Annotated in this window: 19 protein-coding genes and 1 pseudogene; 11 read left to right on the top strand and 9 right to left on the bottom strand. The window is 73.6% G+C overall.

The genetic code is table 11. From position 1 onward, the window contains the following. Together ACWEVO_RS06135 and ACWEVO_RS06130 are read left to right on the top strand one after the other, a co-directional pair. A partial coding sequence (locus ACWEVO_RS06135) for a metallophosphoesterase (protein ID WP_452306483.1) occupies window positions 1-886 on the top strand: 886 nt, incomplete at its 5' end. Between the two features lie 94 nt (window positions 887-980). Next, a complete protein-coding gene (locus tag ACWEVO_RS06130) occupies window positions 981-4,172 on the top strand; it encodes a UvrD-helicase domain-containing protein (protein ID WP_452306482.1) in 3,192 nt (1,063 codons plus the stop codon). A gap of 13 nt (window positions 4,173-4,185) precedes the next feature. Here the strand turns inward: ACWEVO_RS06130 and ACWEVO_RS06125 are convergent, their stop codons facing one another. The 3 genes from ACWEVO_RS06125 to ACWEVO_RS06115 are packed head-to-tail and all read right to left on the bottom strand — an operon-like array spanning window position 4,186 to window position 5,980. Next, window positions 4,186-4,386 carry a hypothetical protein gene (locus ACWEVO_RS06125; RefSeq protein WP_452306481.1) on the bottom strand — a complete coding sequence of 67 codons (201 nt, stop codon included), beginning with the start codon at window positions 4,384-4,386 and terminating at the stop codon, window positions 4,186-4,188. Continuing rightward, entirely contained in the window at window positions 4,383-4,964 is a 582-nt protein-coding gene (locus ACWEVO_RS06120) for a hypothetical protein (RefSeq protein ID WP_452306480.1), read from the bottom strand. The genes ACWEVO_RS06125 and ACWEVO_RS06120 overlap by 4 nt, the downstream gene beginning before the upstream one ends. 11 nt (window positions 4,965-4,975) lie before the next feature. After that, a complete protein-coding gene (locus tag ACWEVO_RS06115) occupies window positions 4,976-5,980 on the bottom strand; it encodes an EamA family transporter (protein WP_452306479.1) in 1,005 nt (334 codons plus the stop codon). A 324-nt stretch (window positions 5,981-6,304) separates the two neighbouring features. On the opposite strand from ACWEVO_RS06115, the gene ACWEVO_RS06110 reads away from it, so the two are divergent. Further along, window positions 6,305-6,739, top strand: a complete 435-nt coding sequence (locus ACWEVO_RS06110) for an LppU/SCO3897 family protein (protein ID WP_452306484.1) — start codon at window positions 6,305-6,307, stop codon at window positions 6,737-6,739. Window positions 6,740-6,877: 138 nt separating this feature from the next. Then, window positions 6,878-8,113: an AAA family ATPase gene (locus tag ACWEVO_RS06105; RefSeq protein WP_452306478.1), complete on the top strand. Its 1,236-nt coding sequence runs from the start codon at window positions 6,878-6,880 to the stop codon at window positions 8,111-8,113. A gap of 9 nt (window positions 8,114-8,122) precedes the next feature. Here ACWEVO_RS06105 and ACWEVO_RS06100 read toward each other — a convergent pair whose 3' ends face one another. Then, window positions 8,123-8,668, bottom strand: coding sequence for a GNAT family N-acetyltransferase (locus tag ACWEVO_RS06100; RefSeq protein WP_452306477.1), 546 nt, complete (start codon window positions 8,666-8,668; stop codon window positions 8,123-8,125). A gap of 146 nt (window positions 8,669-8,814) precedes the next feature. Between ACWEVO_RS06100 and ACWEVO_RS06095 the strand changes: the two genes are divergently transcribed. Together ACWEVO_RS06095 and ACWEVO_RS06090 are read left to right on the top strand one after the other, a co-directional pair. Continuing rightward, window positions 8,815-9,360: a DoxX family protein gene (locus tag ACWEVO_RS06095; protein WP_452306476.1), complete on the top strand. Its 546-nt coding sequence runs from the start codon at window positions 8,815-8,817 to the stop codon at window positions 9,358-9,360. A gap of 204 nt (window positions 9,361-9,564) precedes the next feature. Continuing rightward, window positions 9,565-11,001, top strand: coding sequence for a glycosyltransferase 87 family protein (locus tag ACWEVO_RS06090; protein ID WP_452306475.1), 1,437 nt, complete (start codon window positions 9,565-9,567; stop codon window positions 10,999-11,001). Between the two features lie 36 nt (window positions 11,002-11,037). On the opposite strand, the gene ACWEVO_RS06085 is transcribed toward ACWEVO_RS06090, so the two are convergent. The 5 genes from ACWEVO_RS06085 to ACWEVO_RS06065 all read right to left on the bottom strand — a co-directional run bounded on the left by ACWEVO_RS06085 (window position 11,038) and on the right by ACWEVO_RS06065 (window position 17,112). Continuing rightward, a complete protein-coding gene (locus ACWEVO_RS06085) occupies window positions 11,038-11,487 on the bottom strand; it encodes a molybdenum cofactor biosynthesis protein MoaE (RefSeq protein ID WP_452306474.1) in 450 nt (149 codons plus the stop codon). Between the two features lie 52 nt (window positions 11,488-11,539). Beyond that, window positions 11,540-12,799, bottom strand: a complete 1,260-nt coding sequence (locus ACWEVO_RS06080; RefSeq protein WP_452306473.1) for a molybdopterin molybdotransferase MoeA — start codon at window positions 12,797-12,799, stop codon at window positions 11,540-11,542. A 79-nt stretch (window positions 12,800-12,878) separates the two neighbouring features. Continuing rightward, window positions 12,879-13,349 (bottom strand): MogA/MoaB family molybdenum cofactor biosynthesis protein, encoded by a 471-nt coding sequence (locus ACWEVO_RS06075; RefSeq protein WP_452306472.1) that lies wholly within the window; start codon window positions 13,347-13,349, stop codon window positions 12,879-12,881. Beyond that, a complete protein-coding gene (gene moaC, locus ACWEVO_RS06070; protein WP_452306471.1) occupies window positions 13,346-13,837 on the bottom strand; it encodes a cyclic pyranopterin monophosphate synthase MoaC in 492 nt (163 codons plus the stop codon). Before moaC ends, ACWEVO_RS06075 begins: the two co-directional genes overlap by 4 nt. A 194-nt stretch (window positions 13,838-14,031) precedes the next feature. Then, window positions 14,032-17,112 (bottom strand): tetratricopeptide repeat protein, encoded by a 3,081-nt coding sequence (locus ACWEVO_RS06065; protein ID WP_452306470.1) that lies wholly within the window; start codon window positions 17,110-17,112, stop codon window positions 14,032-14,034. 540 nt (window positions 17,113-17,652) lie between these two features. Between ACWEVO_RS06065 and ACWEVO_RS06060 the strand changes: the two genes are divergently transcribed. The 5 genes and pseudogenes from ACWEVO_RS06060 to ACWEVO_RS06040 form a co-directional block, all read left to right on the top strand. Beyond that, window positions 17,653-20,184 (top strand): putative bifunctional diguanylate cyclase/phosphodiesterase, encoded by a 2,532-nt coding sequence (locus tag ACWEVO_RS06060; protein WP_452306469.1) that lies wholly within the window; start codon window positions 17,653-17,655, stop codon window positions 20,182-20,184. Between the two features lie 147 nt (window positions 20,185-20,331). Beyond that, the gene (locus ACWEVO_RS06055; RefSeq protein WP_452306468.1) at window positions 20,332-21,651 is read left to right on the top strand and encodes a glycosyltransferase 87 family protein; all 1,320 of its coding nucleotides are present in this window, start codon (window positions 20,332-20,334) and stop codon (window positions 21,649-21,651) included. Between the two features lie 57 nt (window positions 21,652-21,708). After that, window positions 21,709-22,341 carry a phosphoribosyltransferase gene (locus tag ACWEVO_RS06050; protein WP_452306467.1) on the top strand — a complete coding sequence of 211 codons (633 nt, stop codon included), beginning with the start codon at window positions 21,709-21,711 and terminating at the stop codon, window positions 22,339-22,341. A 23-nt stretch (window positions 22,342-22,364) separates the two neighbouring features. Further along, window positions 22,365-22,739 carry a TFIIB-type zinc ribbon-containing protein gene (locus ACWEVO_RS06045; RefSeq protein ID WP_452306466.1) on the top strand — a complete coding sequence of 125 codons (375 nt, stop codon included), beginning with the start codon at window positions 22,365-22,367 and terminating at the stop codon, window positions 22,737-22,739. A gap of 198 nt (window positions 22,740-22,937) precedes the next feature. After that, a pseudogene (locus tag ACWEVO_RS06040) lies at window positions 22,938-23,040 on the top strand (LytTR family transcriptional regulator DNA-binding domain-containing protein); the annotation flags it as partial.

Genomic DNA, 23,040 nt, shown 5'->3' with positions numbered 1-23,040 from the left:
GCCGGCGGGTCCACGGGGGGCGCGGCCGGATCGTCGGCCGGATCACGACCCGTCCCGGCGGTTGCTGCTCGCCCGGGGGGCGGCGATCTTCGCCGGGCTCACCGCCGCCGGCATCACCGGGTACGGCGTCCGCACCGCGCTGGGCCCGCCGCAGCTGGACCGGGTCCGGATCCCGCTGGCGAAGCTGCCGCGCAGCATGGACGGCCTGCGGATCGCCACGGTGTCGGACATCCACCTCGGACCGCTGACCGGCCGCGGGCACACCGAGCGGATCGTCGCGATGATCAACCGGTTGGACGCCGACCTGGTGGCGATCGTCGGTGACCTGGTCGACGGCTCGGTGGCCGAGTTGGGGGACGAGGCCGCGCCCCTGCGTGACCTGCGCTCCCGGTACGGCAGCTTCTTCGTCACCGGCAACCACGAGTACTACTCCGGGGTCGAGGACTGGGTCCGCGAGGTGGACCGGCTCGGCGTCCGGGTGCTGCAGAACGAGCGCCAGGAGATCCACGCCCGCGGTGGCGTGCTGGACCTGGCCGGGGTGAACGATGTGACGGCCACCGGCACCGGGCTGGCCGCCCCGCCGGACTACGCCGCCGCCCTGGCCGACCGGGACCCGAGCCACCCAGTGGTGCTGCTGGCCCACCAGCCGGTCGCCGCGCACGAGGCCGCGAAGTTCGGCGTCGACCTCCAGCTCTCCGGGCACACCCACGGCGGCCAGATGGCGCCGTTCAACCTGCTGGTCCCGCTCCAGCAGCCGGTGGTCTCCGGCCTCGGCGAGGTGGACGGCACCAAGGTCTACGTGACCAACGGCGCCGGCTTCTGGGGCCCGCCGGTCCGGGTCGGCGCCCCACCACAGGTGACCCTGGTCGAGCTGCACGCCCAATAGCGCGCCCGGCCCGCGCCGTCCAGCGGGGGATTGCTCAGGTCACCCGTACGCGTGGCGGCGTACGCCCGGGGGAGCCGGCGTGACAGGATGCGGCGTGCCTCCGTTCAGCGCCGCACCCCCCGGTGGCTTCCCGCCATTCGTCGCGGATCTGCACATCCACTCGAAGTATTCGCGCGCGTGCAGCCGTGACCTGACCCTGCCCAACCTGGGCTGGTGGGCCCGGCGCAAGGGCATCGGTGTGCTCGGCACCGGTGACTTCACGCATCCCGCCTGGTACGACCACCTGCGCGAGACGCTGCACCCGGCCGAGCCCGGGCTGTTCCGGCTGAGCCCGGAGGCGGAACGGGACATCGCCCGCCGCCTGCCGCCCCGGCTGGCGAGCGCGGCCGAGGCGGACCCGGTCCGGTTCATGCTCAGCGTGGAGATCTCCACCATCTACAAGCGGGACGACCGGACCCGCAAGGTGCACCACCTGATCTACCTGCCGGACCTGGAAGCGGTCGGCCGGTTCAACACGGCGCTCGGGCGGATCGGCAACCTCGGGTCGGACGGCCGGCCGATCCTCGGCCTGGACTCGCGGGACCTGCTGGAGATCACTCTGGAGGCGAGCCCGGACGGCTACCTGGTGCCGGCGCACATCTGGACGCCCTGGTTCTCGGCGCTCGGCTCGAAGTCCGGCTTCGACGCCATCGCCGACTGCTACGCCGACCTGGCCGACCAGGTCTTCGCGGTGGAGACCGGGCTCTCCTCGGACCCCGAGATGAACTGGCGGGTCGGCAGCCTGGACCGCTACCAGCTGGTGTCCAACTCGGACGCGCACTCGCCGCCCGCGCTGGCCCGCGAGGCCACCGTCTTCACCTCCGGCCGCGACTACTTCGCCATCCGGGAGGCGCTGCGCACCGGGGACGGCCTGGCTGGCACCATCGAGTTCTTCCCGGAAGAGGGCAAGTACCACGCCGACGGCCACCGGCTGTGCGGGGTGAACTGGTCCCCGGAGCGGACCCGCGAGGCCGGGGGACGGTGCCCGGAGTGCGGCAAGCCCCTGACGGTGGGCGTACTGAGCCGGGTGGAGGAGCTGGCCGACCGTCCCGATGGGCACCGGCCGGCGCACGCCCGAGCGGTCACCCATCTGGTCCCGCTCGCCGAGATCCTCGGCGAGATCAACAAGGTCGGCGCGCGGTCCAAGAAGGTCGAGGGGAAGCTCAACGACCTGATCGCGGCGCTCGGCCCGGAGCTGGAGATCCTGACCGGCACGCCGCTGGACGAGATCGGCCGGGTGGGCGGCGAGCTGCTCGCCGAGGGGATCGGCCGGCTGCGCCGGGGCGAGGTGCGCCGGGTGCCCGGCTACGACGGCGAGTACGGCGTGATCACCCTTTTCGACCCAGCCGAGCTGGGCGCCTCGGGCGGCTCGGGCGCGCAGGACACGCTCTTCGACGTACCCGTGCCCGCGCCGCGAAAGCCCACGGAGCCGGCGGCGAAGCCCCGGGCCAAGCGCCCGGCGGCGGCCAAGGCGGAGCCGAAGCGGAAGGCCGCGCCGCCACCCCCACCGCCGATCGCGCCGGCGCCCTCCCCGCACGAGCCGTTCGAGCCGATGCTCGCCGGCATGGAGGAGGTCGGCACCGGCCTGCTGGACCGGCTCGACGCGATGCAGCGGGTGGCCGCCTCCGCGCCGGGCGGTCCGCTGCTCATCGTGGCGGGCCCGGGCACCGGCAAGACCCGGACCCTGACCCACCGGATCGCCTACCTCTGCGCGGAGCTGAACGTCTTCCCCGAGCAGTGCCTGGCGATCACCTTCACCCGGCGGGCGGCCGAGGAACTGCGGCACCGGCTGGACGGACTGCTCGGCCCGGTGGCCGAGGACGTCACGGTCGGCACCTTCCACTCGCTGGGGCTGACCATCCTGCGGGAGAACGCCGAGGCCGCCGGCCTGCCGGTGGACTTCCGGATCGCCGACGACGCCGATCGGGCGGCGGCCCGGGCCGAGGCCGGCGACGACCCGGAGGCGTACACCGGGCTGCTGCGCAAGCGGGACCTGGTCGACCTGGACGAGCTGCTCACCCTGCCGGTGGCGCTGCTGGCGGGTGACCGGAAGCTGGTCCGCGAGTACCGCGAGCGCTGGAAGTGGATCTTCGTCGACGAGTACCAGGACGTCGACGCGGTCCAGTACGAGCTGCTGCGGCTGCTCTCCCCCGCCGACGGCAACCTCTGCGCGATCGGCGACCCGGACCAGGCGATCTACTCCTTCCGGGGCGCGGACGTCGGCTACTTCCTGCGCTTCTCCCAGGACTTCACCGACGCGCGGCTGGTCCGGCTGAACCGCAACTACCGCTCGTCGGCACCGATCCTGGCCGCTGCGGTGCAGGCCATCGCGCCGTCGTCGCTGGTGCGCGGCCGCCGGCTCGACCCCGCCCGCCTCGACCCGGAGGCGCCGCTCGTCGGCCGCTACGCCGCGGCCTCCGTCCCGGACGAGGCGGATTTCCTGGTACGCACCATCGACGACCTGGTCGGTGGCCTCTCCCACCGGTCCCTCGACTCGGGCCGGATCGACGGCCGGTCGACCTCCCTGTCCTTCTCCGACATCGCGGTGCTCTACCGCACCGACTCGCAGGCCGCCCCGATCATGGACGCGCTGGCCCGGGCGAACATCCCGGTGCAGAAGCGGTCACACGACCGGCTGCGGGACCGGCCCGGGGTGACCGCGATCGCCCGCGAGCTGCGGCACGCCGGGCTGGAGGGCTCGCTGGCCGCCCGCGTCCGGCTGGCCGGTCAGGTGCTGGCGGAACGCTTCGCCGTGCCGACCCTCGACGGTTCCGGCTCGGTACGCCCCGACGACGTCCGGGTGGCGGTGGACCTGCTCACCCCGCTGGCCCGCCGCTGCGGCGACGACCTGGAGCTGTTCCTGTCCCAGCTGGCCACCGGCGCGGAGGTGGACGCCCTCGACCCGCGCGCCGAGGCGGTCACCCTGCTCACCCTGCACGCCGCGAAGGGCCTGGAGTTCCCGGTGGTGTTCCTGGTGGGGGCCGAGGACGGGCTGCTGCCGCTGCGCTGGCCCGGGTCGGAGCCGGACGAGGCCGCGGTGGCCGAGGAGCGCCGGCTCTTCTTCGTCGGGCTGACCCGCGCCCAGGACCGGCTGTACGTCAGCCACGCCGCCCGGCGTACCCGGCACGGCGCCGAGCGGGACTGCCGGCCGTCCCCGTTCCTCGACGTGATCGACCCCGGCCTCTTCGAGCGCTTCGGCGAACCCGAGGCCCGTCGCCCCAAGGACCGCCAGCTCCGGCTGATCTGACCGGCACATCCGGTCAGGTGAGCAGCACCGCCAGCCAGGCGCCGGCCAGGATCGCCGGGCCGAACGGGAGGGCGGTGTCCCGGCGTACCCGGCGGGCGGCGAGCAGGGCCAGCACCAGCACACCGTTGAGCAGGTGCGGCAGGAGCAGCCCGAGAGCCAGGGTCGGCCCGCCCAGCCAGCCGAGCGGCAGCCCGAGCGCGGCGGCGAGCTTCACGTCGCCGAAGCCGAGCCGGGCCCGGGCAGCAGGGCGAGCAGCACGTACCCGGCGAAGGAGACGCCCGCGCCGGCCACCGCGGCGAGCAGGCGGCCCGGCGTGCCGGCGACGAGCGCGGCGGCGACCAGGCCGGAGCCGCCGCCCGCCGCCGCGAGCGCCACCAGCGGATCGGGCAGCCGCAGGCAGGCCAGGTCCACCAGGGCGAGCACCAGCCCGACGGCCGCGACGAACAGCAGCGCCGGCAGGGCCGGATCGGCGCCCAGCGCCGCCGCCAGCCCGCCGCACACGACAGCACCCGTCAGGCTCGTCCGCAGCCGTCCGGCCGGCCGACGCCGGACCCCCGGCTCGCCTGCCGTCGGCAGCGGCCCGACCACGCCGTGCCCGCGCGGGGACCCGGCCATGCCGTCCGGCCCCACCAGGACCTCCACGCCACGCGGCTCGGCGGTGCCGTCCGCGCGCGGCGGTCCGGCCGCGTCGGCGGCGGGTGCCGGTCCGGCGAAGCGGCGGGCGAGCGGGACGGCGACCGAGCCGGCCAGCGCGCCGAGGAGCGCGACACCCGTCACCAGCCCGGCGGACACGCGCCGGGATGTTACCGGCGGACCGCCTCGGCGGCTGCCCCGTCGGCTGCCCTGTCGACCGGCCGGCGGGGACGTTCGGTGCTCACCACCACGGCCACCCCGGCGACGATCACCGCGCCGCCGAGCAGCACCTGCGGGGTGACCGGCTCGGCGGCGACCAGCGCGCCGAGCGCCACCGCGACGGCCGGGTTCACGTACGCGTAGGTGGAGACCAGCGAGATCGGCGCGTGGTGCAGCAGCCACACGTACGCGGTGAAGGCGACCAGCGAGCCGGCCACCATCAGGTACGCCAGCGCCGCCCAGGAGCGGCCGGTCACCTCGGCGGGGGAGAAGCCACGCAGCTCGCCCCGACCGGCGGCGATCAGGCCGAGCGCCACCGCGCCGGCGACCATCTCGTAGACGGTGGCCACGAAGGGGTCCGCGGGCATCCGGATGCGTCCGGAGAGGTAGGAGCCGACCGACCAGGAGGCGGCGCCGGCGACCACGGTGAGCGCGCCGACCACCGGCACCGCCCCCGATCCGCCGGTGGGCAGCACGAGCAGCACGAGGCCGACGAAGCCGAGGGCCACCCCGGCGAACGTCCAGAGCCGGGGGCGGTCGCCGCCGAGCGTCCGCAGCAGCACGACCAGCAGTGGAACCGTGGCCACGAGCAGCGCGGCGATGCCGGAGGGAAGCGCCACTCCGGGCGGCCCGGACTCGGCGAGCACCACGAGCCCGTTGCCGCCGGCGAGCAGCAGCACGCCGATGAGGGCGGCGGAGCCGAGCTGCCACCGGTCGACGCGGAGGGCGCCCCGTCCGCGGCGCAGGCGCAGCACCAGGGCGAGCACCACGGCGGCGGCGGCGAACCGCATCGCCGCGGAAGTCAGCGGCGGCAGCGACTCGACCGCGACCCGGATGCCCAGGTACGTCGAGCCCCACAGCACGTACACGAGGATCAGCCCGGTCCAGATCAGCGCGGGTCGGGCGGGGGCGGCGGGGTGGGCGAGCGGCGTCGCACTCGCAGGGCGTGAGCTCATCGGTGGACCAGGCTACGGTGGCGACGGCGTGGCCGTCCCCCATTGGTGGCCGGCCTCTCAGCATCGGCCGATCCAGGAGGGCCCGCCATGTCGAACTTCGGACCATCGGGCGACGCCGGGCAGCCGGGCGGCTGGGGCGAACCGCCACCCAACCAGCGCTACGGGCCGCCCACGACCCCGCCGTACGAGCCGCCGGCCCAGCGGTACGAGGCAGCCACCTGGGACGCCGGGCAGCCCGCCGCGCCGGCCTTCCCGGCCACGGGACCCGGCCCGGTCGGCCCGCCGTACCCGGAGCCGCCCCGGCCGGAGCGGGGCAGGGGTCGCCTGGTCGCCGCGCTGGCCGCGGTGGGGGTGCTCCTGCTCGTCGGGGCCGCGGCGTTCTGGGTCTTCGGGCGGGACGAGCCGGCGCCGGTGAGCGGGCCGGACGCCCCGAGTGCGCCGGCGGTCGACCCGGCGGCGGGGGCGACCGAGCAGCCGGTTCCGGCGACCACGGCGCCCGCTCCGGCGTCCTCGACGGATCCGCGGTTCGTACGGGTCGGCCAGTGCGTCCGCAACGACGGGGGCGTCGCCGAGCCGAAACTGGTGATCACCGAGTGCGCCCCGAAGACGTACCAGGTGTTGAGCCGGATCGACGGTTCGACCAGCGGGGAGAAGGACGCCGAGGCGAAGTGCGCCAAGGTGGCCGGGTACACCGACTGGTTCTTCTTCGACAGTCAGCTGGACACCCTCGACTTCGTCCTGTGCCTGAAGCGGCGCTGATTCCCTCGTAGCCAAAACTAGGGCTGTCTAGCGTCCAGGCTAGACAGCCCTAGTTTTGGCTCGATGCACCCGACACGCCGATAGCCGCATCTACGCATGTCTAGCCTCGCAGCTAGACGGCCCGATACTCTGCGATTCGTGGATCCGGTCCGCAACCCGTACGCCCCGGGCGCCGGCCAGCGCCCGCCCGAACTCGCCGGGCGGGGGCGGGAGCTGGACGTCTTCGACGTGGTGCTGGAGCGGATCGCCCGAGGTCGGCCCGAGCGCAGCCTGATGCTCACCGGCCTGCGCGGGGTCGGCAAGACGGTCCTGCTCAACACCCTCCGCTCCCAGGCGATCAACCACCTCTGGGGCACCGGCAAGATCGAGGCGCGACCCGACCAGTCGCTGCGCCGGCCCGTCGCCGCCGCGCTGCACATGGCGGTCCGTGAACTGGCGCCCCGGCACCGCGCACCGGACCGGATCGACGCCTTCCTCGGCGTGCTCAAGGCGTTCGCGCAGCGGTCCGCCCCCACCGGGCGGGGCGGTGCCGCGCCCAAGCTGCGCGACCGCTGGCAGCCCGGCATCGATGTGCCGGCGAGCAGCGGCCGGGCCGACTCCGGGGACATCGAGATCGACCTGGTCGAGCTGCTCAGCGACGCGGCGGCGGTGGCCACCGACGTCGGCACCGGCATCGCGATCTTCATCGACGAGATGCAGGACCTCGGCGCGGAGGACGTCTCCGCGCTCTGCGCCGCCTGCCACGAGCTGTCCCAGCTCGGCGCGCCGCTGATCGTGGTGGGCGCCGGGCTGCCGCACCTGCCCGCCGTGCTGAGCGCCGCCAAGTCGTACTCCGAGCGGCTCTTCCGCTACCAGCGCATCGACCGGCTGGACCGGATCGCCGCCGACCAGGCGCTCTGCGCGCCGGCCGAGCGGGAGGAGGTCGAGTACGAGCAGAAGGCGCTCGACCTCCTCTACGAGAAGTCCGGCGGCTACCCCTACTTCGTCCAGGCGTACGGGAAGGCCACCTGGGACCACGCCCCCCGGTCGCCGATCAGCGCCGCCGACGTCCGGGTGGCCGCGCCCGAGGCGGAGGCCGAGCTGGCGGTCGGCTTCTTCGGCTCTCGGTTCGAGCGGGCCACCCCCGCCGAACGCGAGTACATGCGGGCGATGGCGTCCCTCTCCCTCGTCGAGGGGGAGGAGAGCGGCCGGGACGACATGGACGCCGCGGTGCCGACCGCGGAGATCGCCCGGGCGCTGGGCCGGAAGCCGGCCAGCCTCTCCCCGGCGCGGGACGCGCTGATCAAGAAGGGGCTGATCTACTCCGGCGAACGGGGCACGGTCGCCTTCACCGTTCCGCACTTCGGCCGCTACCTGCGGACCCAACCGGCCTGACCGGCGGCGTCACACCTTCGACCAGGGCGGCGGAAAGATTACCTCCCCGGGTGCCGGGGTGGCCTCGTCGCTGGTGACCGGGGGCAGCACCTGGGCCTGCCAGGGCTCCCCGAGCCCGGACCACGGACTGGTCAGCCCCAGCCGGTCCGCGGGGCCGAAGCCGAAGCGCCGGTAGAACGCCGGGTCGCCGAGCACCACGACCAGCCGTTCCCCCAGCTCGGTCGCCGCGTCCAGGGCGGCCTGCACCACCGCGGTGCCGTGCCCGATCCGCTGCCGGTGCGGCGCGACCGCCACCGGACCGAGGGCCAGTGCCGGATAGGAGCCCCGCTCGGTGCACACCCGCACCCGGGTCAGCAGCGCGTAGCCGACGACCTCGCCGCCGGACTCGGCGACCATGGCCAGCTCGGGGATCCAGGCGTCGCCGTGCCGGAGCTCGTCCACCAGGGCCACCTCGGGTGGCGTGGTCACGTCGGGACGGGCGAAGGCGGCGGCCAGCACCCGGGCGACCGGTCCCTCGTCCGCCGGATCCTCGGGTCGGAGGCGCAGGGTCGTCACCCGCGCGACCTTACCGCGCCGGGGCGGTCCATCCGCGACGGTCGCTGAAATCGGTCGCCGGATCCGCCGGTACGGACGTCCATGTCGGCCGATCCCTTTCGGGTGTTGCCCGGGTAGCGACCCGCGTGACGGGGTATGACTGATTCATGAAGCCCGTGCGTACCCTCGCCCGCGTCATGCTGAGCGGCATCTTCGTGGTCAGCGGCGCCCGCAATTTCCAGAATCCGGGTCGGCTCGTCCCGGCCGCGCAGCCGGTCACCGACCGGGTCGCTCCGCTGATCCAGAACCTGCACCCCCGGATCCCCACCGACACCACGACCCTGATCCGGGCCAACGCCGCCACCCAGCTCGTCGGCGGGCTGATGTTGGCCACCGGGAAGTTCACCCGGCCCGTAGCGCTCGTCCTGGCCGGCACGCTGGTCCCGACCACCGCCGCCGGCCATCCCTTCTGGAACAACGACGACCCGGCGGCGCGGAACAACAACCAGATCCACTTCCTGAAGAACCTCGGGCTCGTCGGCGGCCTGCTCCTCGCCGCCGCCGACACCGAGGGCAAGCCCGGGCTGCGCTGGCGCGCCGGGCACCGGATCAACCACTCGCGACGCTCGGTGCAGCGCGCGGTCCGGACCGCCCGTCGTGAGGCGAAGATCGCCGCACGCTCGGCGGCCACCGCCCGCCGAATCCCAGGCTGACCTGCATCAATACGGCCACCACCCCCCGCAAGGCCATCAATCACCTGAACCGTCCGACACCCGTTAACGCGGTGGAAATGTCAAAAACACGTGTGGGATCGGACACGGTCGCATAACGCGGGAGGCAGCAACGTGAGGCGCCGTTCTAGGCTCCGTGCTGGACCTGGACGGGTAGGACGATCTTGGTACGGGGGTGGCACCGCCATGCCGACGACCGTCGGTAGACGGATGGACCGCCTCGCTCCAGTCCGTCGTGGAGCACGCGGGATCGATCGCAGGACAGTCGTACGCATCGGCATCGTGGCCGCCGTCGCCTACGCCGCCTGGCTCGCCATCGGCACCTTCGGGCGGCCGTACAACTTCTTCGACATGAAGATCTACCACGGTGCCGTGGTGTGGTGGGCGAGCGGCCACGAGCTGTACGACTTCATCGCACCCTCGACCACCCTGGGCTTCACCTATCCGCCCTTCGCCGGGCTGGTCATGCTGCCGATGTCCTGGCTGCCGGTCGACGCCGCCGGCTGGCTGAACGCGCTCGCCAGCATCGCCGCGCTCGTCGTCGTGCTGGCCGCGCTGCTGCGCCCGATCGTCGACCGACTCGGCTGGCCGCTCTGGTTCACCGTCGCCGTCGCGACGCCGGCGGCGCTGGCCATCGAGCCGTCCCGGGAGACCCTCGGCTACGGCCAGGTCAATCTGCTGCTCTTCGCACTGATCATGGCGGACCTGGTCGGGCTGCGGTGGCGGGCCAAGCGGGGGACCCACCACGACACGGCCGACTCGCCACTGGCCCGGTTCGTCTACAGCGGCGCCTGGGCGGGCGCGGGCATCGGCCTGGCCACCGCGGTCAAGCTGACCCCGGCGCTATTCGTCGCGTACCTGATGATCACCCGGCAGTGGCGCGCGGCGGTGACCGCGATCGGGACGGCCCTCGGCGTGACCCTCGGGACGTTCGCGCTCTGCGGGGAGGAGTCGCGGACGTACTTCAGCTCGGTGCTGTGGCAGACCGAGCGGGTCGGCGCGGCCGACATGACCGCCAACCAGTCCCTGGCCGGCCTGCTCGCCCGGCTCTACGACTCGATCGAGACGCCCGGGCTGCTCTGGCTGGCCTTCTCGGTGCTGGTGCTGGCGCTCGGGCTGTCCCGGGCGGCCAGCGCCCGGGCCGACGGCGACGAGCTGACCGCGTTCACCCTGGTCGGCTTGACCGCCAACGTGATCAGCCCGATCTCCTGGTCACACCACCTGGTGTTCGTGATCCCGGCGATCATCGTGCTGGCCGACGCCGCGGTCCGCCGCCGCGAGGCCAGCCGCGGGCTGTCCGCCCGGGTCACCGGTACGCCGCCGGCCGGCGGAGTGCCCCCGCTGCGCCCGCCGATCTGGTACCCGGCCCTCACCGGGCTGCGGCACGGGGTCGGTGCGCTCGCGCTCTACCTGCTCTTCCTGATCTCGCCGATCTGGCCGTACGAGCACCAGCTGCCCGAGGTCTCGCACTACCAGGACGGCCTGTTCGGCGCGCTGATGGAGAACTCGCTGGCGATCGCGCTCATCGTGCTGGTCGCGGCGCTGCCCTGGCGGCCCGGGGCCGAGCCCGCCTTCTATCACGACCGGCTGGTCCGCGCCGCCCAGCTCACCGCCCGTCGCTGACCGGTCCGCCCGCCCTCGTCCCGGGCGGGTGAACGGTCAGGGGCAGTTCACCCACTCCTCCGTGCCGTCGGCGAAGACCTGCCGCTTCCAGATCGGCAGCCGGGCCTTCACCTCGTCGACCAGCCGGGCGCAGGCTGCGAAGGCCGCCGCCCGGTGCGCGGTGCTGACCGCCGCGACCAGGGCCACGTCACCGATCTCCAGCCGCCCGATCCGGTGCGACACGGCCACCGCGTACACCTGCGGGTCGGCGGCGACCTCGGCGGCGACCTCGCGGAGCACCGCCTCGGCGGTGGGGTGGCCCTCGTACTCCAGCAGGGTGACGTCGCGACCGTGGTCGTGGTCGCGCACGACGCCCTGGAAGGACACCACCGCCCCGGCCCGCCGGTCGGCGACCGCCGCCTCGTGCGCGGCCAGGTCGAGCGGCTCGTCGGTCACCGCACCGATGGTCACCGTTCCTCCTTCGTGCCCGACGGCCGGACTCACCATTTCTGCTCCGTTCGCGACTGCGGGGCTCGCAGAACCGGCTCACTCCTCACGCTCACCACGACCGCTCCCCGGGGGTGAGCGGCAGCGGCACGAAAGGCACGCGTGCCCCGGCCTCGCCGGTGGTGCCCGGCCGGATCACGGCGAAACCGTCCGCCCCGGCGAGGCCGCGCAGCATCGCCGAACCGACGTGCCGCAACGGGTGGGCGGTGCCGGCGGCCTGGTCCACCCGGACCAGCGCCAGGTGGGTGTGGTCGCCCCGGCCCGGAATCGGCTCGGCGAGGGTGACCTGCGGCAGCACCGGCATCGGCCGGCCCGTCAGCCCGGCGAGCAGCGGCGCGACCAGCGAGACCAGCGCGACGACGGCCGACTGCGGGTTGCCCGGCAGGCCGGCCACGAAGCGGACCCGGCCGTCGTCGTCGACCAGCCGGGCCAGCAGCATCGGGAAGCCCGGGCGGACCGCGACGGTGTTGACCACGTAGTCGGCGCCGAGCGCCTCCAGCGTGGGATGCAGGTGGTCGACCGGCCCGTGCATGGTGCCGCCGGTGGTGCAGACCAGATCGGCGTTGGCCAGCGCGCCGCGCACCGCGGCCACGTGCGCGGGCAGCGTGTCGGCCACCGGCCCGACGACGTCGGCCGGGCGCACCTGGCAGCCGTACCGGCGCAGCCAGGCCGGCACGGTCGGACCGAGGGCGTCCCGGACCCGGCCGGCACCGGGCGGGCCGGAGGTGAGCAGTTCGTCGCCGAAGACCAGCAGCGCGGCGCGCGGCGGTCGGCGGACCCGCAGCGTGTCGTGGCCGCAGGAGGCGGCCAGGCCGATCACCGCCGGGTCGACCGGCGTGCCGGCCGGCAGCAACTCCTCCCCGGCATGCGCCTCCTCGCCGGGCTCCCGCCACTCCTGGTGCGGACGCGGCGTGCCGGCGACCCGGCCGTCCGGCGTACGCGTCGACTCCTCGACCCGCAGGATCGCGGTGGTGCCAGCGGGGACCATCGCGCCGGTGGCGATCTCGGCAGTGCTGCCGTCCTCGTCCAGCGGGGGCGGGGTCTGCCCGGCGAGCACCCGGCCGACCACCCGCCACGGGCCGTCCCCGCGCACCGCCCAGCCGTCCACGCTGGAGGTGGGGAACGCCGGCAGGTCGGTACGCGTGGTCAACGGCTCGGCGAGGGTGTGCCCGTCGGCCTCGGCGATCGGCCGGTCGACCGCGGGGAGCGCGGCGGCGCGGCCGACCGCGTACACCCGGGAGCGGGCTTCCTCCCACCCGGCTGGCGGCGGCGCGGCGACCTGCGCCACGGCGGCTGCGGTTTCCGTGCTCATCCGGCGAGCCTATCCCCGGCCCCGCGCACGGCGCTGCGCAGCGTGCGGGAAAGCGCCGGCCACGGACAGGCTCGCGCGGTCAGTGGTCGCCGCCGCGGAGCTGGTCCACCGCGTGGGTCAGGATCGGCCCGAGCACCGCCAGCCCGTCCTTCGCCCCGCCACGCGAACCGGGCAGGTTGACCACCAGCATCCGGCCGACCACACCGGCCAGCCCCCGGGACAGGGCGGCGGTGGGGACCGTGTCGCGGCTGTGCGCCCGGATCGCCTCGGCGATGCCGGGGATCTCGTAGTCGAGCAGGGCGGCCGTCACCTCCGGGGTCCGGTCGGTCGGCGTGACGCCGGTGCCCCCGCTGGTGAGCACCACGTCGACGCCCTCGTCCCGGGCCGCCCGCAGCGCGGCGCCGACCGGCTCGCCGTCCGGCACCACCACCGGGTCGTCGACCGCGCAGCCCAGCTCCCGCAGGCCGGCGACGAGGAGCGGACCGCTGGTGTCCGCGTACACCCCGGCGGCGGCCCGGTTGGAGGCCACGATCACCCGGGCGCGGATCACGGCCGGCCCTCCGGCCGCACCCACTCGCCGGTCTTGCCGCCCTCCTTGCGGAGCACCCGCACCGCGTCGACGGAGGCGGCGGGGTCGACGGCCTTGACCATGTCGACCAGGGCCAGCCCGGCCACCGCCACGGCGGTGAGGGCCTCCATCTCGACGCCCGTCCGGTCGGCGGTCTTCGCGGTCGCGGTGATCTCGACGGTGTCGGTGGTGAGCCGCAGGTCGACGGTGACCCCGTGCAGAGCGATCGGGTGGCAGAGCGGGATCAGGTCCGGGGTGCGTTTGGCCCCCATGATCCCGGCGAGGCGGCCGACGGCGAGCGCGTCGCCCTTGGGCAGGCCGTCGCGGCGCAGCAGCTCCACCACCTCGGCCGTCGTGCGGAGCCGGCCGGCGGCGACCGCGAGCCGCCCGGCGACCGGCTTGGCGGAGACGTCGACCATCCGGGCCGCGCCGGCCTGGTCGACGTGGGTGAGCTGGACGGGTTCGGTCACGGCCGCGAGCCTAACCCCCGGGTACGACCGACCGCGCCGGGTCGGTGGGGAGGAGCGCCGCAACCGGTGCCGGTGGCGCTCCTCCCACACCTACCCGCCGGCAGGTCGCTGGGGGGAACTCGCCGGCGGGCGTCCACGTCGACTCGGCCCGTCCCCGGTACCGGGCCTCCCCCGTTCGCCGACGGAGGGAGACGCTAACCGGCACCGCGATAAGAAATCGATAAGCCCGATGAACGCTGGTCAGCGCGCGTCTCGGCGAGTCGCCGGCGGACCTCGTGCCGCTCGGGGACACCCATCCGCTCGAAGATCGCCAGGGCCCGGTGCCAGTAGCGCCGGGCCTCGGCCGGCTCGGTGGCGAGCAGGTGTTCGGCGAGTCCGTTGAGTGCGCGGCCCTGCTCGTAGGGGTGTGCGATGCGGGTGGCGATGTCCAGCGCCTCCCGGTACATCGCCGCTGCTTCATCGTGCCGCTCCACCCTGGCGAGGGTCAGCGCCAGTTCGTTGCGCGCCTCCGCCTGCACGTGGCGTTCCCCGGCGTCGACGGCGGCCTCGAAGGCGGCGTGGTGGTGGGCGAGAGCCTCCTGGTAGCGACCGAGCTGCCGATAGGTCGCGGCGAGATCACTGAGGGTCTCGGCCCGGGCGTAACCGTTACCCGTGCGGTCGCGAAGGGCCAGCGAGGCATGGAGCAGCCGCTTCGCGGGTTCGCACTCGCCCATCCGGTAGCGCACACCGCCCAGGTGGCCGAGGGCGTTGGCCGTGTGAAAGAGATCCTGCCGGACGCGGGCGAGGAAGAGATGCCGTCGATGAACCCCCGCGGACTCCTCGTACCTGCCGAGAACCCGCAGGATGAGACCAAGGTTCGGCAGGATCGGGACACTGTCCAGGACCCCGGCGCGCAGCGCCGACCGGTTGATCTCCAGAGCTTCCTGCAGGCGACCGGTGAGCCAGTAGACGGCACTCATGTTCACCCGTGCCCGCTCCGTACCTTCCGCATCGCCGAGGTCCGCGCGGAGCGCCACGACCTCGTTCAGGTGCGACAACGCGTCCTGATAAGCCCCCCTGCGGACAGCGGCCGAGGCGAGGTAGTTGTGCATGTGGGCGATCGCGGGCCGGTCGTTCAAACGGAGCGCGGCGCTCAGCCCTTCCCGATGGGTGGCGGAGATGTCGTCGAAGTAACTGCGCAGGTAGAAGAAGCGCCAGGCGGCCCGGGCCAGCCGCCAGGCGGACTCATCGTGGCCATCGCGTGCGGCCTGCCGCACCAGGGCATTCAGGTTGAGCCGTTGCTCCTCCATCCATTCCAGGTCCCCGGACTGCCGAACCGAGAGCAGGTCGGGGCGTTGCGGGGCCGACAGACGGAGGTGCTGCCGGACCAGACGGGGTTCCTCGAGCGACCCGCAGACCTTCGAGACGGAGTGCAGGACATGGTCCAGCAGGTTGTCGACAGCTGCGGACCGGGCAGCCGGAGTATCCGTCTGCAACCCCAACTCGAAGGCGTACTGCCGCATCAGGTCGTGGACGCGGTAGCGCCCGTCGGTCAATTCCTCGACCAGGTGGCGATCGACGAGTTCGTCCACCACGTCGGTCGCCTCGTCCAACGTCAGCCCGGTGAGTGCCGCGATCATGGCCGGGTCCATATGGTGGACGGCGACCAGCCCGAAGGCCCGGAACACCCGCTTGGCCCGCTCGTCCAGCGGCTCGTACGACTCGGCGAAAGCCTCGACGACGGTTCGGGCCTCCGCCTGGAGTTGGGGGAGGAAGGCTGGCTTCCGGGCCAACCGGCGGACCATGTCGGACATGCCCCAGGCGGGTCGGTGCGCGAGCCGGGTACCGGCCAGCCTGATGGCGAGTGGTAGCCGGCCACAGAGACGTACCACTTCCACCGCACTCTCGATGTCGGCCCTTACCCGCTGCTCTCCCGCCAGCGCCGTGAGCAGGCTCAGTCCTTCCTGCTCGGAGAGCACGGCGAGGGAGACCGGGGGTTGCGTGGTGAGCGCCGAAAGGCGACGTCGGCTGGTCACGAGGACGACCGGTTCCCCCGACGTCGGCAGCAGCGGATCGACCTGGGCGCTGTCCGCAGCGTTGTCGAGCACCACGACGACCCGGCGGCGTGCGAGTTCGCGCCGCCACATCTCGATCCGCTCGGTCAGGTCGCCGGGGATCCGACTGGCTGGCACGCCGAGCTGACGGAGCAGGGTGACCAGCGCTGAGGCCGGCGGAACCCGAGCGGGGTCCGAGTGGCCCTGCAGATCGATGAACAACTGACCGTCGGGGTAGCGGTCGGCGAGGTGCGCGGCGAGATGCACGGCCAGGGTCGTCTTGCCGCAACCCGCCATGCCGTCGATCACGCGGATCACCGGGCGTCCCGTCTCGGCGGCGGCAATGCCGTCGAGCACCTGCCCGACGATCTCCCGCCGACCGACGAAGTCCGGCACCACCCGCGGCAACCAGCTGACGGCCGGCCCGGCGTCCACCTCAGTGCGGGCGGACGGCATGGCTTTCCGGCTCGACCGGGCGTGCATCGCCGTTCTCCGGAGCTGCTCCATCTCGGCGCCGGGCAGCACGCCAAGCTGCTCGCTGAGGGCCTCGCGGGTCTCCTGATAGACGGCGAGGGCACCGCCGAGGTCGTCGATCTGGATGAGCGCCCGCATGAGTAGCGCCCGGGCCCGCTCCCGCACGATCTGCTGCGATGCGTTCACATGGAGAAGGGGCAGGGCGAGGTCGGACCGGTCGGCTCTCAGGTAGAGGTCGGCGAGGAACTCCACCGCCGACTGCCGCTCGCGATCCACCGCCTCCCGTGCCGCGAGAAGCGACGGACCCAGTGGAAGGCCGGCGAGCAGAAAACCCTGCCAGGCCTCGATCACCTGGCCGAGTAGAGTTGTTGCCTCGGACACCTCACCGGCCTCCGTCAGCCGGCGAGCGCGAAGCCACTGCTTGGAGAGCCGGGCCAGATCGACCTGGCTCTCGTCCAGGTGGAGGCGGTAGCCGCCCTGTTCCCGTACGAGGGCCGCCCGGCCGCCTCGTACCGCGTCCAGACTCCGTCGCAGATTGCCGGCATAGGAACGGATATTCGGTACAGCGGAGCGTGGTGGATCCTCCGGCCACAGCTCGTCCACCAACTGCTCCACGGTGACCAGGCGGCCGACGTGCAGGGCGAGCATTGCCAGGACGAGCTGCTGCTTGGGTGTGCCAAGAGGTAGGTGGTCGCCGTCGGCGCTTACCGCAAGGCCACCCAGGACGCGGATTTCCATGAGGGTCGCTCCGTTTTCAGCGCGCAGCAAATCGACCGCGCACGAATTTTAGCGTCGCGCCTCGCAGGTCGTTGACCTGCAGGTCCCGATCCGGCTCTCCGGGGCGCTGCCGCCGCTCGCCAATTCTGGTCGACAGTTCATCCGAAGCGAGGTTGAAAAGCGCACGTTCACTGGCCAGGCTGGCAGCGAGGGTGCACCTTCCACGCCACACTGATAGCGCTCGGCGATCGCCCGCGTACGTGTCGGATCGGACCCGCTCCGCTCCGCACAGCTTTGCGGACAGACCGTCATAGGCCACCATATTGTTGGCTAATCTTGCGCATACCGACATTTATTTCTTCTGATCGGACGTGCACGGCTTTTAAGCTGCCTTTCGGGTTCAGGGACCTTTCGGGTTCAAGGGCCTCGCAAATGCGTCACAGCAGCTGGGGAAGGAGCCGGAGCGATGCGCAGCACCGAGTGGCACTGATCGCAAGACTTCTCGTAGGCAATCCCTCACGGTAAGCTCCCGGAATCGCATCCTGTCGGTTGGCGCAGGACCAGGCGTCAGCCGTCCACCCCGGGAGCTGGATGAGCCATACCGACGGACGACGGGTAGAGACCGATCGGCACCTCGTGGCGCTCGTCGGTGTCATCGTCGTCCTCGCGTCGGCGGTAGCCGCGACCTCGGTGGTCTTCCTGACCCGGACCCCGCCGAAGTCCGTCCGGGACATCGCCACGCTCGTCACCTTGATCTTCATGATCACCGTCGGGGGCGTCGTCAAGACCTCCGTCCGAATCCGGTCGACCACGCTCGCCATCGCCTGGGTCGAGACCGCCATCGTCCTCGGGGTGGCGATCGCACCCGGGTCCTGGGTCATTCTGAGCACTGCCGTCGGCATCGCGATCGCGTCCGCCATTCTCCGGCTGGCGAAGATCAAGACCGCCTTCGGAGTCGGCAAGCACGTACTCGTTGCCGGCGGCGCGGTCCTGGTCGCCGGGCTCCTCGACTGGCCCCCGTCCTCGTCCACGGTCGCCGATCTGGTTACCACGCTGGGAATCGTCTACCTGGTCGCGGCGGTACTCGACGACGTGATCGCGATTCCCGTCATCGCCCTGGCCTCCGGCACCCCCATCCTGCGCCGGTACCGGAGCGACCTCGATCTACGGATCGCCGGCATTGCGGTGCGCTTCGCGGTTGCCGTCTGCACCCTGCTCATTCTTCGCGCGGATCCCCGGCTGTTGTTCGCCGTGCCACCTCTGATGCTCAGCCTGCACCTGGCCTACTCCACCCGGTTCCGCACCCGCACCGAGCAGCAGGCCTGGCAGCGGCTCGCCCGGACCACCGACGCGCTCAACGTGGTCGACCTCGACCAGGTGCTCACCACCGCGGTCACCCAGGCCGCCGAACTCTTCTCCGCCGACGAAGTGGAGATCGAGTTGCGCGACGAGGGGCGCACGATCCGCGGCGGCACCGCCGGCATCGCGTACGACGGGGAGAAGCCCGAGGCCAGCACGGTGACCGGTACGATCCTGCCGGTCGCGCTGGAAGGCCACGAACGAAGCGTCGACCTGGGCATGCTCCGGCTCCGCTTCGCCGGTCCCGTCCAGCTCTCCGAGCGGGAGCGGTACACCCTGCGTACCTTCGCCTCGGCGCTCTGCACGGCGGTCCGCAACGCGCAGGCGTACGCGGAGCTGGCCCGGATCGCCGAGGAGCACGAGTACGCCGCCACCCACGACGCGCTGACCGGGCTCTCCAACCGCCGGCACCTGCTCGACGAGGGCACCGAGCAGCTCACCAACCGGCACGCCGAAGGGGTCACGGCGCTGGTGCTGATCGACCTCAACCACTTCAAGGAGGTCAACGACACGCTCGGGCACGGTGCCGGCGACCAGGTGCTGACCCAGGTCGCCGACCGGTTGCGGGCGGCGGCCAGCCCCGGCGACCTGGTGTCCCGGCTGGGTGGCGACGAGTTCGCCGTCCTGCTGCGCGGCCTGCCCGCCCCGGCGGTCGCGGCGCACCGCGCCGAGTCGCTGCTCGGTGCCCTGCACGAGCCGCTCGACCTGGACGGCATGCGGATCAGCGTGGAGGCCAGCGGCGGCATCGCCATCGCCCCGACCAGCGGCGGGATGCCCGAGCTGCTCCGCCGCGCCGACGTGGCGATGTACCAGGCCAAGCGGACCGGCCAGCGGATCTCCACGTACGCGCCGACCCGCGACACGGCCGACCTGGGTCGGCTCACCCTCGGCGGCGAGCTGCCCCGCGCGGTCGCCGACCACGAGTTCACCGTCACCTTCCAGCCGATCGTGGACCTGGGCAGCGGCGCGACCATCGGCGCGGAGGCGCTGGCCCGCTGGCACCACCCGACCCACGGCATGATCGATCCGCTCCGCTTTCTGGAGGCGGTGGAACGGTCCGGGCTGCTGCCCGCGTTCGCGGAGGCGATCCTGGACCAGGCGCTGACCGCGGCCGGCACGTGGCGGGCCGCCGGGTTCGACCTGCCGGTGTCGGTGAACGTGTCCCCGCGCAGCCTGCTCGACCCCCGCTTCCCGGGCGCGGTGCTGGCCCGGCTACGGGCGCACGACCTGCCGCCCGACCGGCTGGTGCTGGAATTGACCGAGACCCTCACGCTCAGTCAGCTCGACGTGGTCGACCAGGTGCTCAGCCGGCTCCGCGACTCCGGCGTGCGGCTCGCGCTCGACGACTTCGGCACCGGCTACTCCTCACTCTCCCTGCTCTCCCGCATCCCGGTGCACGAGCTGAAGATCGACCGTAGCTTCGTCACCGCCATGGAGACCGCCGCCGAGGCCGCCGCGGTGATCCGCTCCACGCTGGACCTGGGCCGCAGCCTCGACCTGACCGTGGTGGCGGAGGGCGTGGAGAGCGAACCGCAGCGGCGCGCCCTCTGGGAGCTGGGCTGCGCCGCCGGGCAGGGCCACCTCTTCGCCCGGCCGCTGCCGGCCGGCGCGCTGCTCGCCGCCCTCGAGCGGGGCGCGGGCGGGCGGCCGGGCGCTCTCGCCCCACCACTGCACGACGCGGGCGCGGTGATCCGCCTGCCCGGGCGGCGCACGGGAGGCAGGAACCGGACCGCGGGCAGGACCGGCGAACGCGCCGGGGGTTGACCCTCTTGATCCACTCCAGCTGCGGCGGGTCGGGCTTCCCGCAGACGAGGACACCGCGGCCTGCCACATGTCGAGGCGATCAAGCTCGGCGGTGGCGGGTGCCCAGCGGGACCAGGCGGGCCTGACCGGTCTGCCAGACTGGCCGGCGTGACCGCCGACGCCGACCGGGCCGCCCCCGCCACCCGCTGCGGGCAGGCGACGACCTCCACCCGTTGGCGGGCGGTGGACTGCGCCGCCGGCGGTCTCGCCCTCGACCTGGGCCTCTACGCCGTCTCGGCGGTCTTCGCCGGGATCACCGCCGCCACCTCCACCCTGATGCCGCACCGCGCCTGGGGGAGCCTCGCCGCCATCGGCTACCTGCTCGCGGCGCTCCTGGTGGCCGGCCAACTCCTCACCCGCCACCGCCGCCCCGGCACCGCCCTGGCCGGGCTGCCCGCCCGCTGGACGGTCGCCGCGTTCGCCTGGGCCGCCACCGCACTGCTGCCGATCGTGGCGCAGAGCGTGCAGCGGGCGGCGGGGCGCGCCGACCGGGCGCAGGAAGAGGTGATGGTGGTCGAGCGGGCCGGCATCCGGCTCGTCGAGCACGGCACCCCCTACCTCGGCCACGACGCGATCGCCGCGCTTCCGCCGGCGGAACAACTGCTCGGCTACACCCCGTACCAGCCGGGGATGGCGCTCTTCGGGCTGCCCCGAGCTCTCACCGCCGCCTGGTGGACCGACGCCCGGGTGTGGTTCGCCCTGGTCACCGCACTGGTCCTGGCCGCCGCTGTGGCCACCCTGCGCGCCGCGCCCAGCCCCGACGCGCCCCGCCGGGACGCCGCCGTGCTGCGCGGCGTACAGGCCGCCACCGTCCTGCCGATCTGCGCGCTCACCCTGGCCACCGGCGGCGACGACCTGCCCGTACTCGCGCTCTGCCTGCTCGCGCTGGCCCTCGCCGCCGCCGGCCGCCCCGGCCGGGCCGGCGTCGCGGTCGGGGTGGCGGGCGCGCTGAAGCTCTTCGCCTGGCCGGTGGCGCTGGTGCTGGTCTGCTGGGCCGTCACCCGCCGGGCCGGCCTGCGGACCGCCCTCGGCGCCCTCGGCCTCCCGGTCGTCGCCCTCCTCCCCGCCCTGCTGGTCGACCGGGACGCCCTGGTGGAGAACGTGCTGCGCTTCCCGCTCGGGCACGGGCTGGTGACCAGCCCCGCCCAGTCGCCGTTCCCCGGCCACCTGATCGCCACCGCGCTGCCCGCCGGCCGGATCATCGCCGCCGCGCTGCTGGCCGCGGTGGGCGTGGCGATCGCCGTCCGGCTGCTGCGCCGCCCGCCACGCACCGCGGCCGCCACCGCGCTGATCTGCGGGTACGGGCTGCTCGCCGCGATCCTGCTGATGCCGTCCACCCGGTTCGGCTACCTGCTCTACCCGATCGCCCTGCTGGTGCTGGCCCCCGCCCTGGCGCTCGCCGAGAGCCGTCGGGAGACCACCGCCTGACCGGCATTCCGGCCAACTGGGCGCCACGGACGCCCGGCGGGGCGTACACCTGAGGACATGACCACCTACCGCGACCGGGCCGACGCGGCGCGACGGCTCGCCGACAAGCTCACCGACCTCGGCGGACGACGGGACGCCATCGTCCTCGGCCTGGTACGCGGCGGCGTGGAGGTCGCCCGGGTGATCGCCGAACGGCTCGGCGTGCCGATGGACGTGCTCGTGGTCCGCAAGCTCGGCGTGCCGTACGCCCCCGAGGTCGCCTACGGCGCGCTCGGACCCGGCGGGGTGCAGGTGCTCAACGAGATGGTGGCCGACCGGATCGGCGAGGCCGAACGCGCCGAGGTGCGGCAGCGGGAACAGGCCGAGCTGGAGCGCCGGGAGCGCCTCTACCGGGCCGGCCGCCCGCCGCTCGACCTCACCGGGCGGACCGCGGTCATCGTCGACGACGGGCTGGCGACCGGGGCCACCGCCCGCGCCGCCGTGCAGGTCGCCCGCCACCTGGGCGCCGCCCGGGTCGTGGTGGCCGTGCCGGTCGGCTCCCGGGAGGCGTACGAGATGCTGGCCGCCGAGGCCGACCAGGTGGTCATCCTGGAAACCCCGCCCGACTTCATGGCGGTCGGCGCCTACTACGAGGACTTCCACGAGGTCTCCGACGACGAGGTGACGCAGGCGCTGAGCGCCACCGCGTGAGTCCACCGGGTACCGTCGGTCCCATGCAGCTCACCTGCCCCAAGTGTCACGGAGACATGCGCCAGTACGAGCGCAGCGGAGTCATCATCGACCAGTGCGGCGAGTGCCGCGGCATCTTCCTCGACCGCGGCGAGCTCGAGAAGCTGTTCGAGGCCGAGGCGAGCTGGAACCGCCAGCACGGCGCACCGCAGCAGGCGGCCCCGGCCAGCGGTGGCTACACCCCGCCACCGCCGCCGCCCGCCACCGCGCACCAGCCCGGATACGGCGCCGTCCCGCCGCCGCCTCCGCCGCCGCCCGGTCACGGCTACGCCCAGCCGGCGTACGGCCAGCACTACGGCTACCACGGCCACTACCGGCGTAAGAAGCACCACGGCTTCCTCGGCGAACTCTTCGACTGACCGGCGTGGCCGGCCGGGCCGTCCACCGGCCCGGTCGTCCGCCGTCGTGCCCGTCCCGCCCGGTCGTGGCAGGCTGCCCCCATGACCTTCCGGGGGCAGCACATCGCGCTGGCACAGGCCTACGACGGCATCACGCGGGTCATCGGGGAGCTCGACGACGCCGACCTGCAACGCCCGACCCGCTGCCGTGGCTGGCTCGTCGCCGAGGCCACGCTCGCCGAGCGGTGGGCCGACGCGGGCTTCGTCCGGATCCACCGCTCGTACCTGGTGCAGTTGAAGCTGATCGCCGAGCTGCGGCTGG

Source organism: Micromonospora sp. NPDC003776, from assembly GCF_053605645.1.
This window is presented reverse-complemented; position numbering and strand designations above follow the sequence as displayed.

Excerpts from the sequence above, each read along its gene's own strand:
- ACWEVO_RS06115 (WP_452306479.1), bottom strand. The coding sequence starts at position 5,980 with ATGAGCTCACGCCCTGCGAGTGCGACGCCGCTCGCCCACCCCGCCGCC.
- ACWEVO_RS06095 (WP_452306476.1), top strand. The coding sequence starts at position 8,815 with ATGAAGCCCGTGCGTACCCTCGCCCGCGTCATGCTGAGCGGCATCTTC.
- ACWEVO_RS06090 (WP_452306475.1), top strand. The coding sequence starts at position 9,565 with ATGCCGACGACCGTCGGTAGACGGATGGACCGCCTCGCTCCAGTCCGT.
- ACWEVO_RS06085 (WP_452306474.1), bottom strand. The coding sequence starts at position 11,487 with ATGGTGAGTCCGGCCGTCGGGCACGAAGGAGGAACGGTGACCATCGGT.
- ACWEVO_RS06080 (WP_452306473.1), bottom strand. The coding sequence starts at position 12,799 with ATGAGCACGGAAACCGCAGCCGCCGTGGCGCAGGTCGCCGCGCCGCCG.
- ACWEVO_RS06060 (WP_452306469.1), top strand. The coding sequence starts at position 17,653 with ATGAGCCATACCGACGGACGACGGGTAGAGACCGATCGGCACCTCGTG.
- ACWEVO_RS06050 (WP_452306467.1), top strand. The coding sequence starts at position 21,709 with ATGACCACCTACCGCGACCGGGCCGACGCGGCGCGACGGCTCGCCGAC.
- ACWEVO_RS06045 (WP_452306466.1), top strand. The coding sequence starts at position 22,365 with ATGCAGCTCACCTGCCCCAAGTGTCACGGAGACATGCGCCAGTACGAG.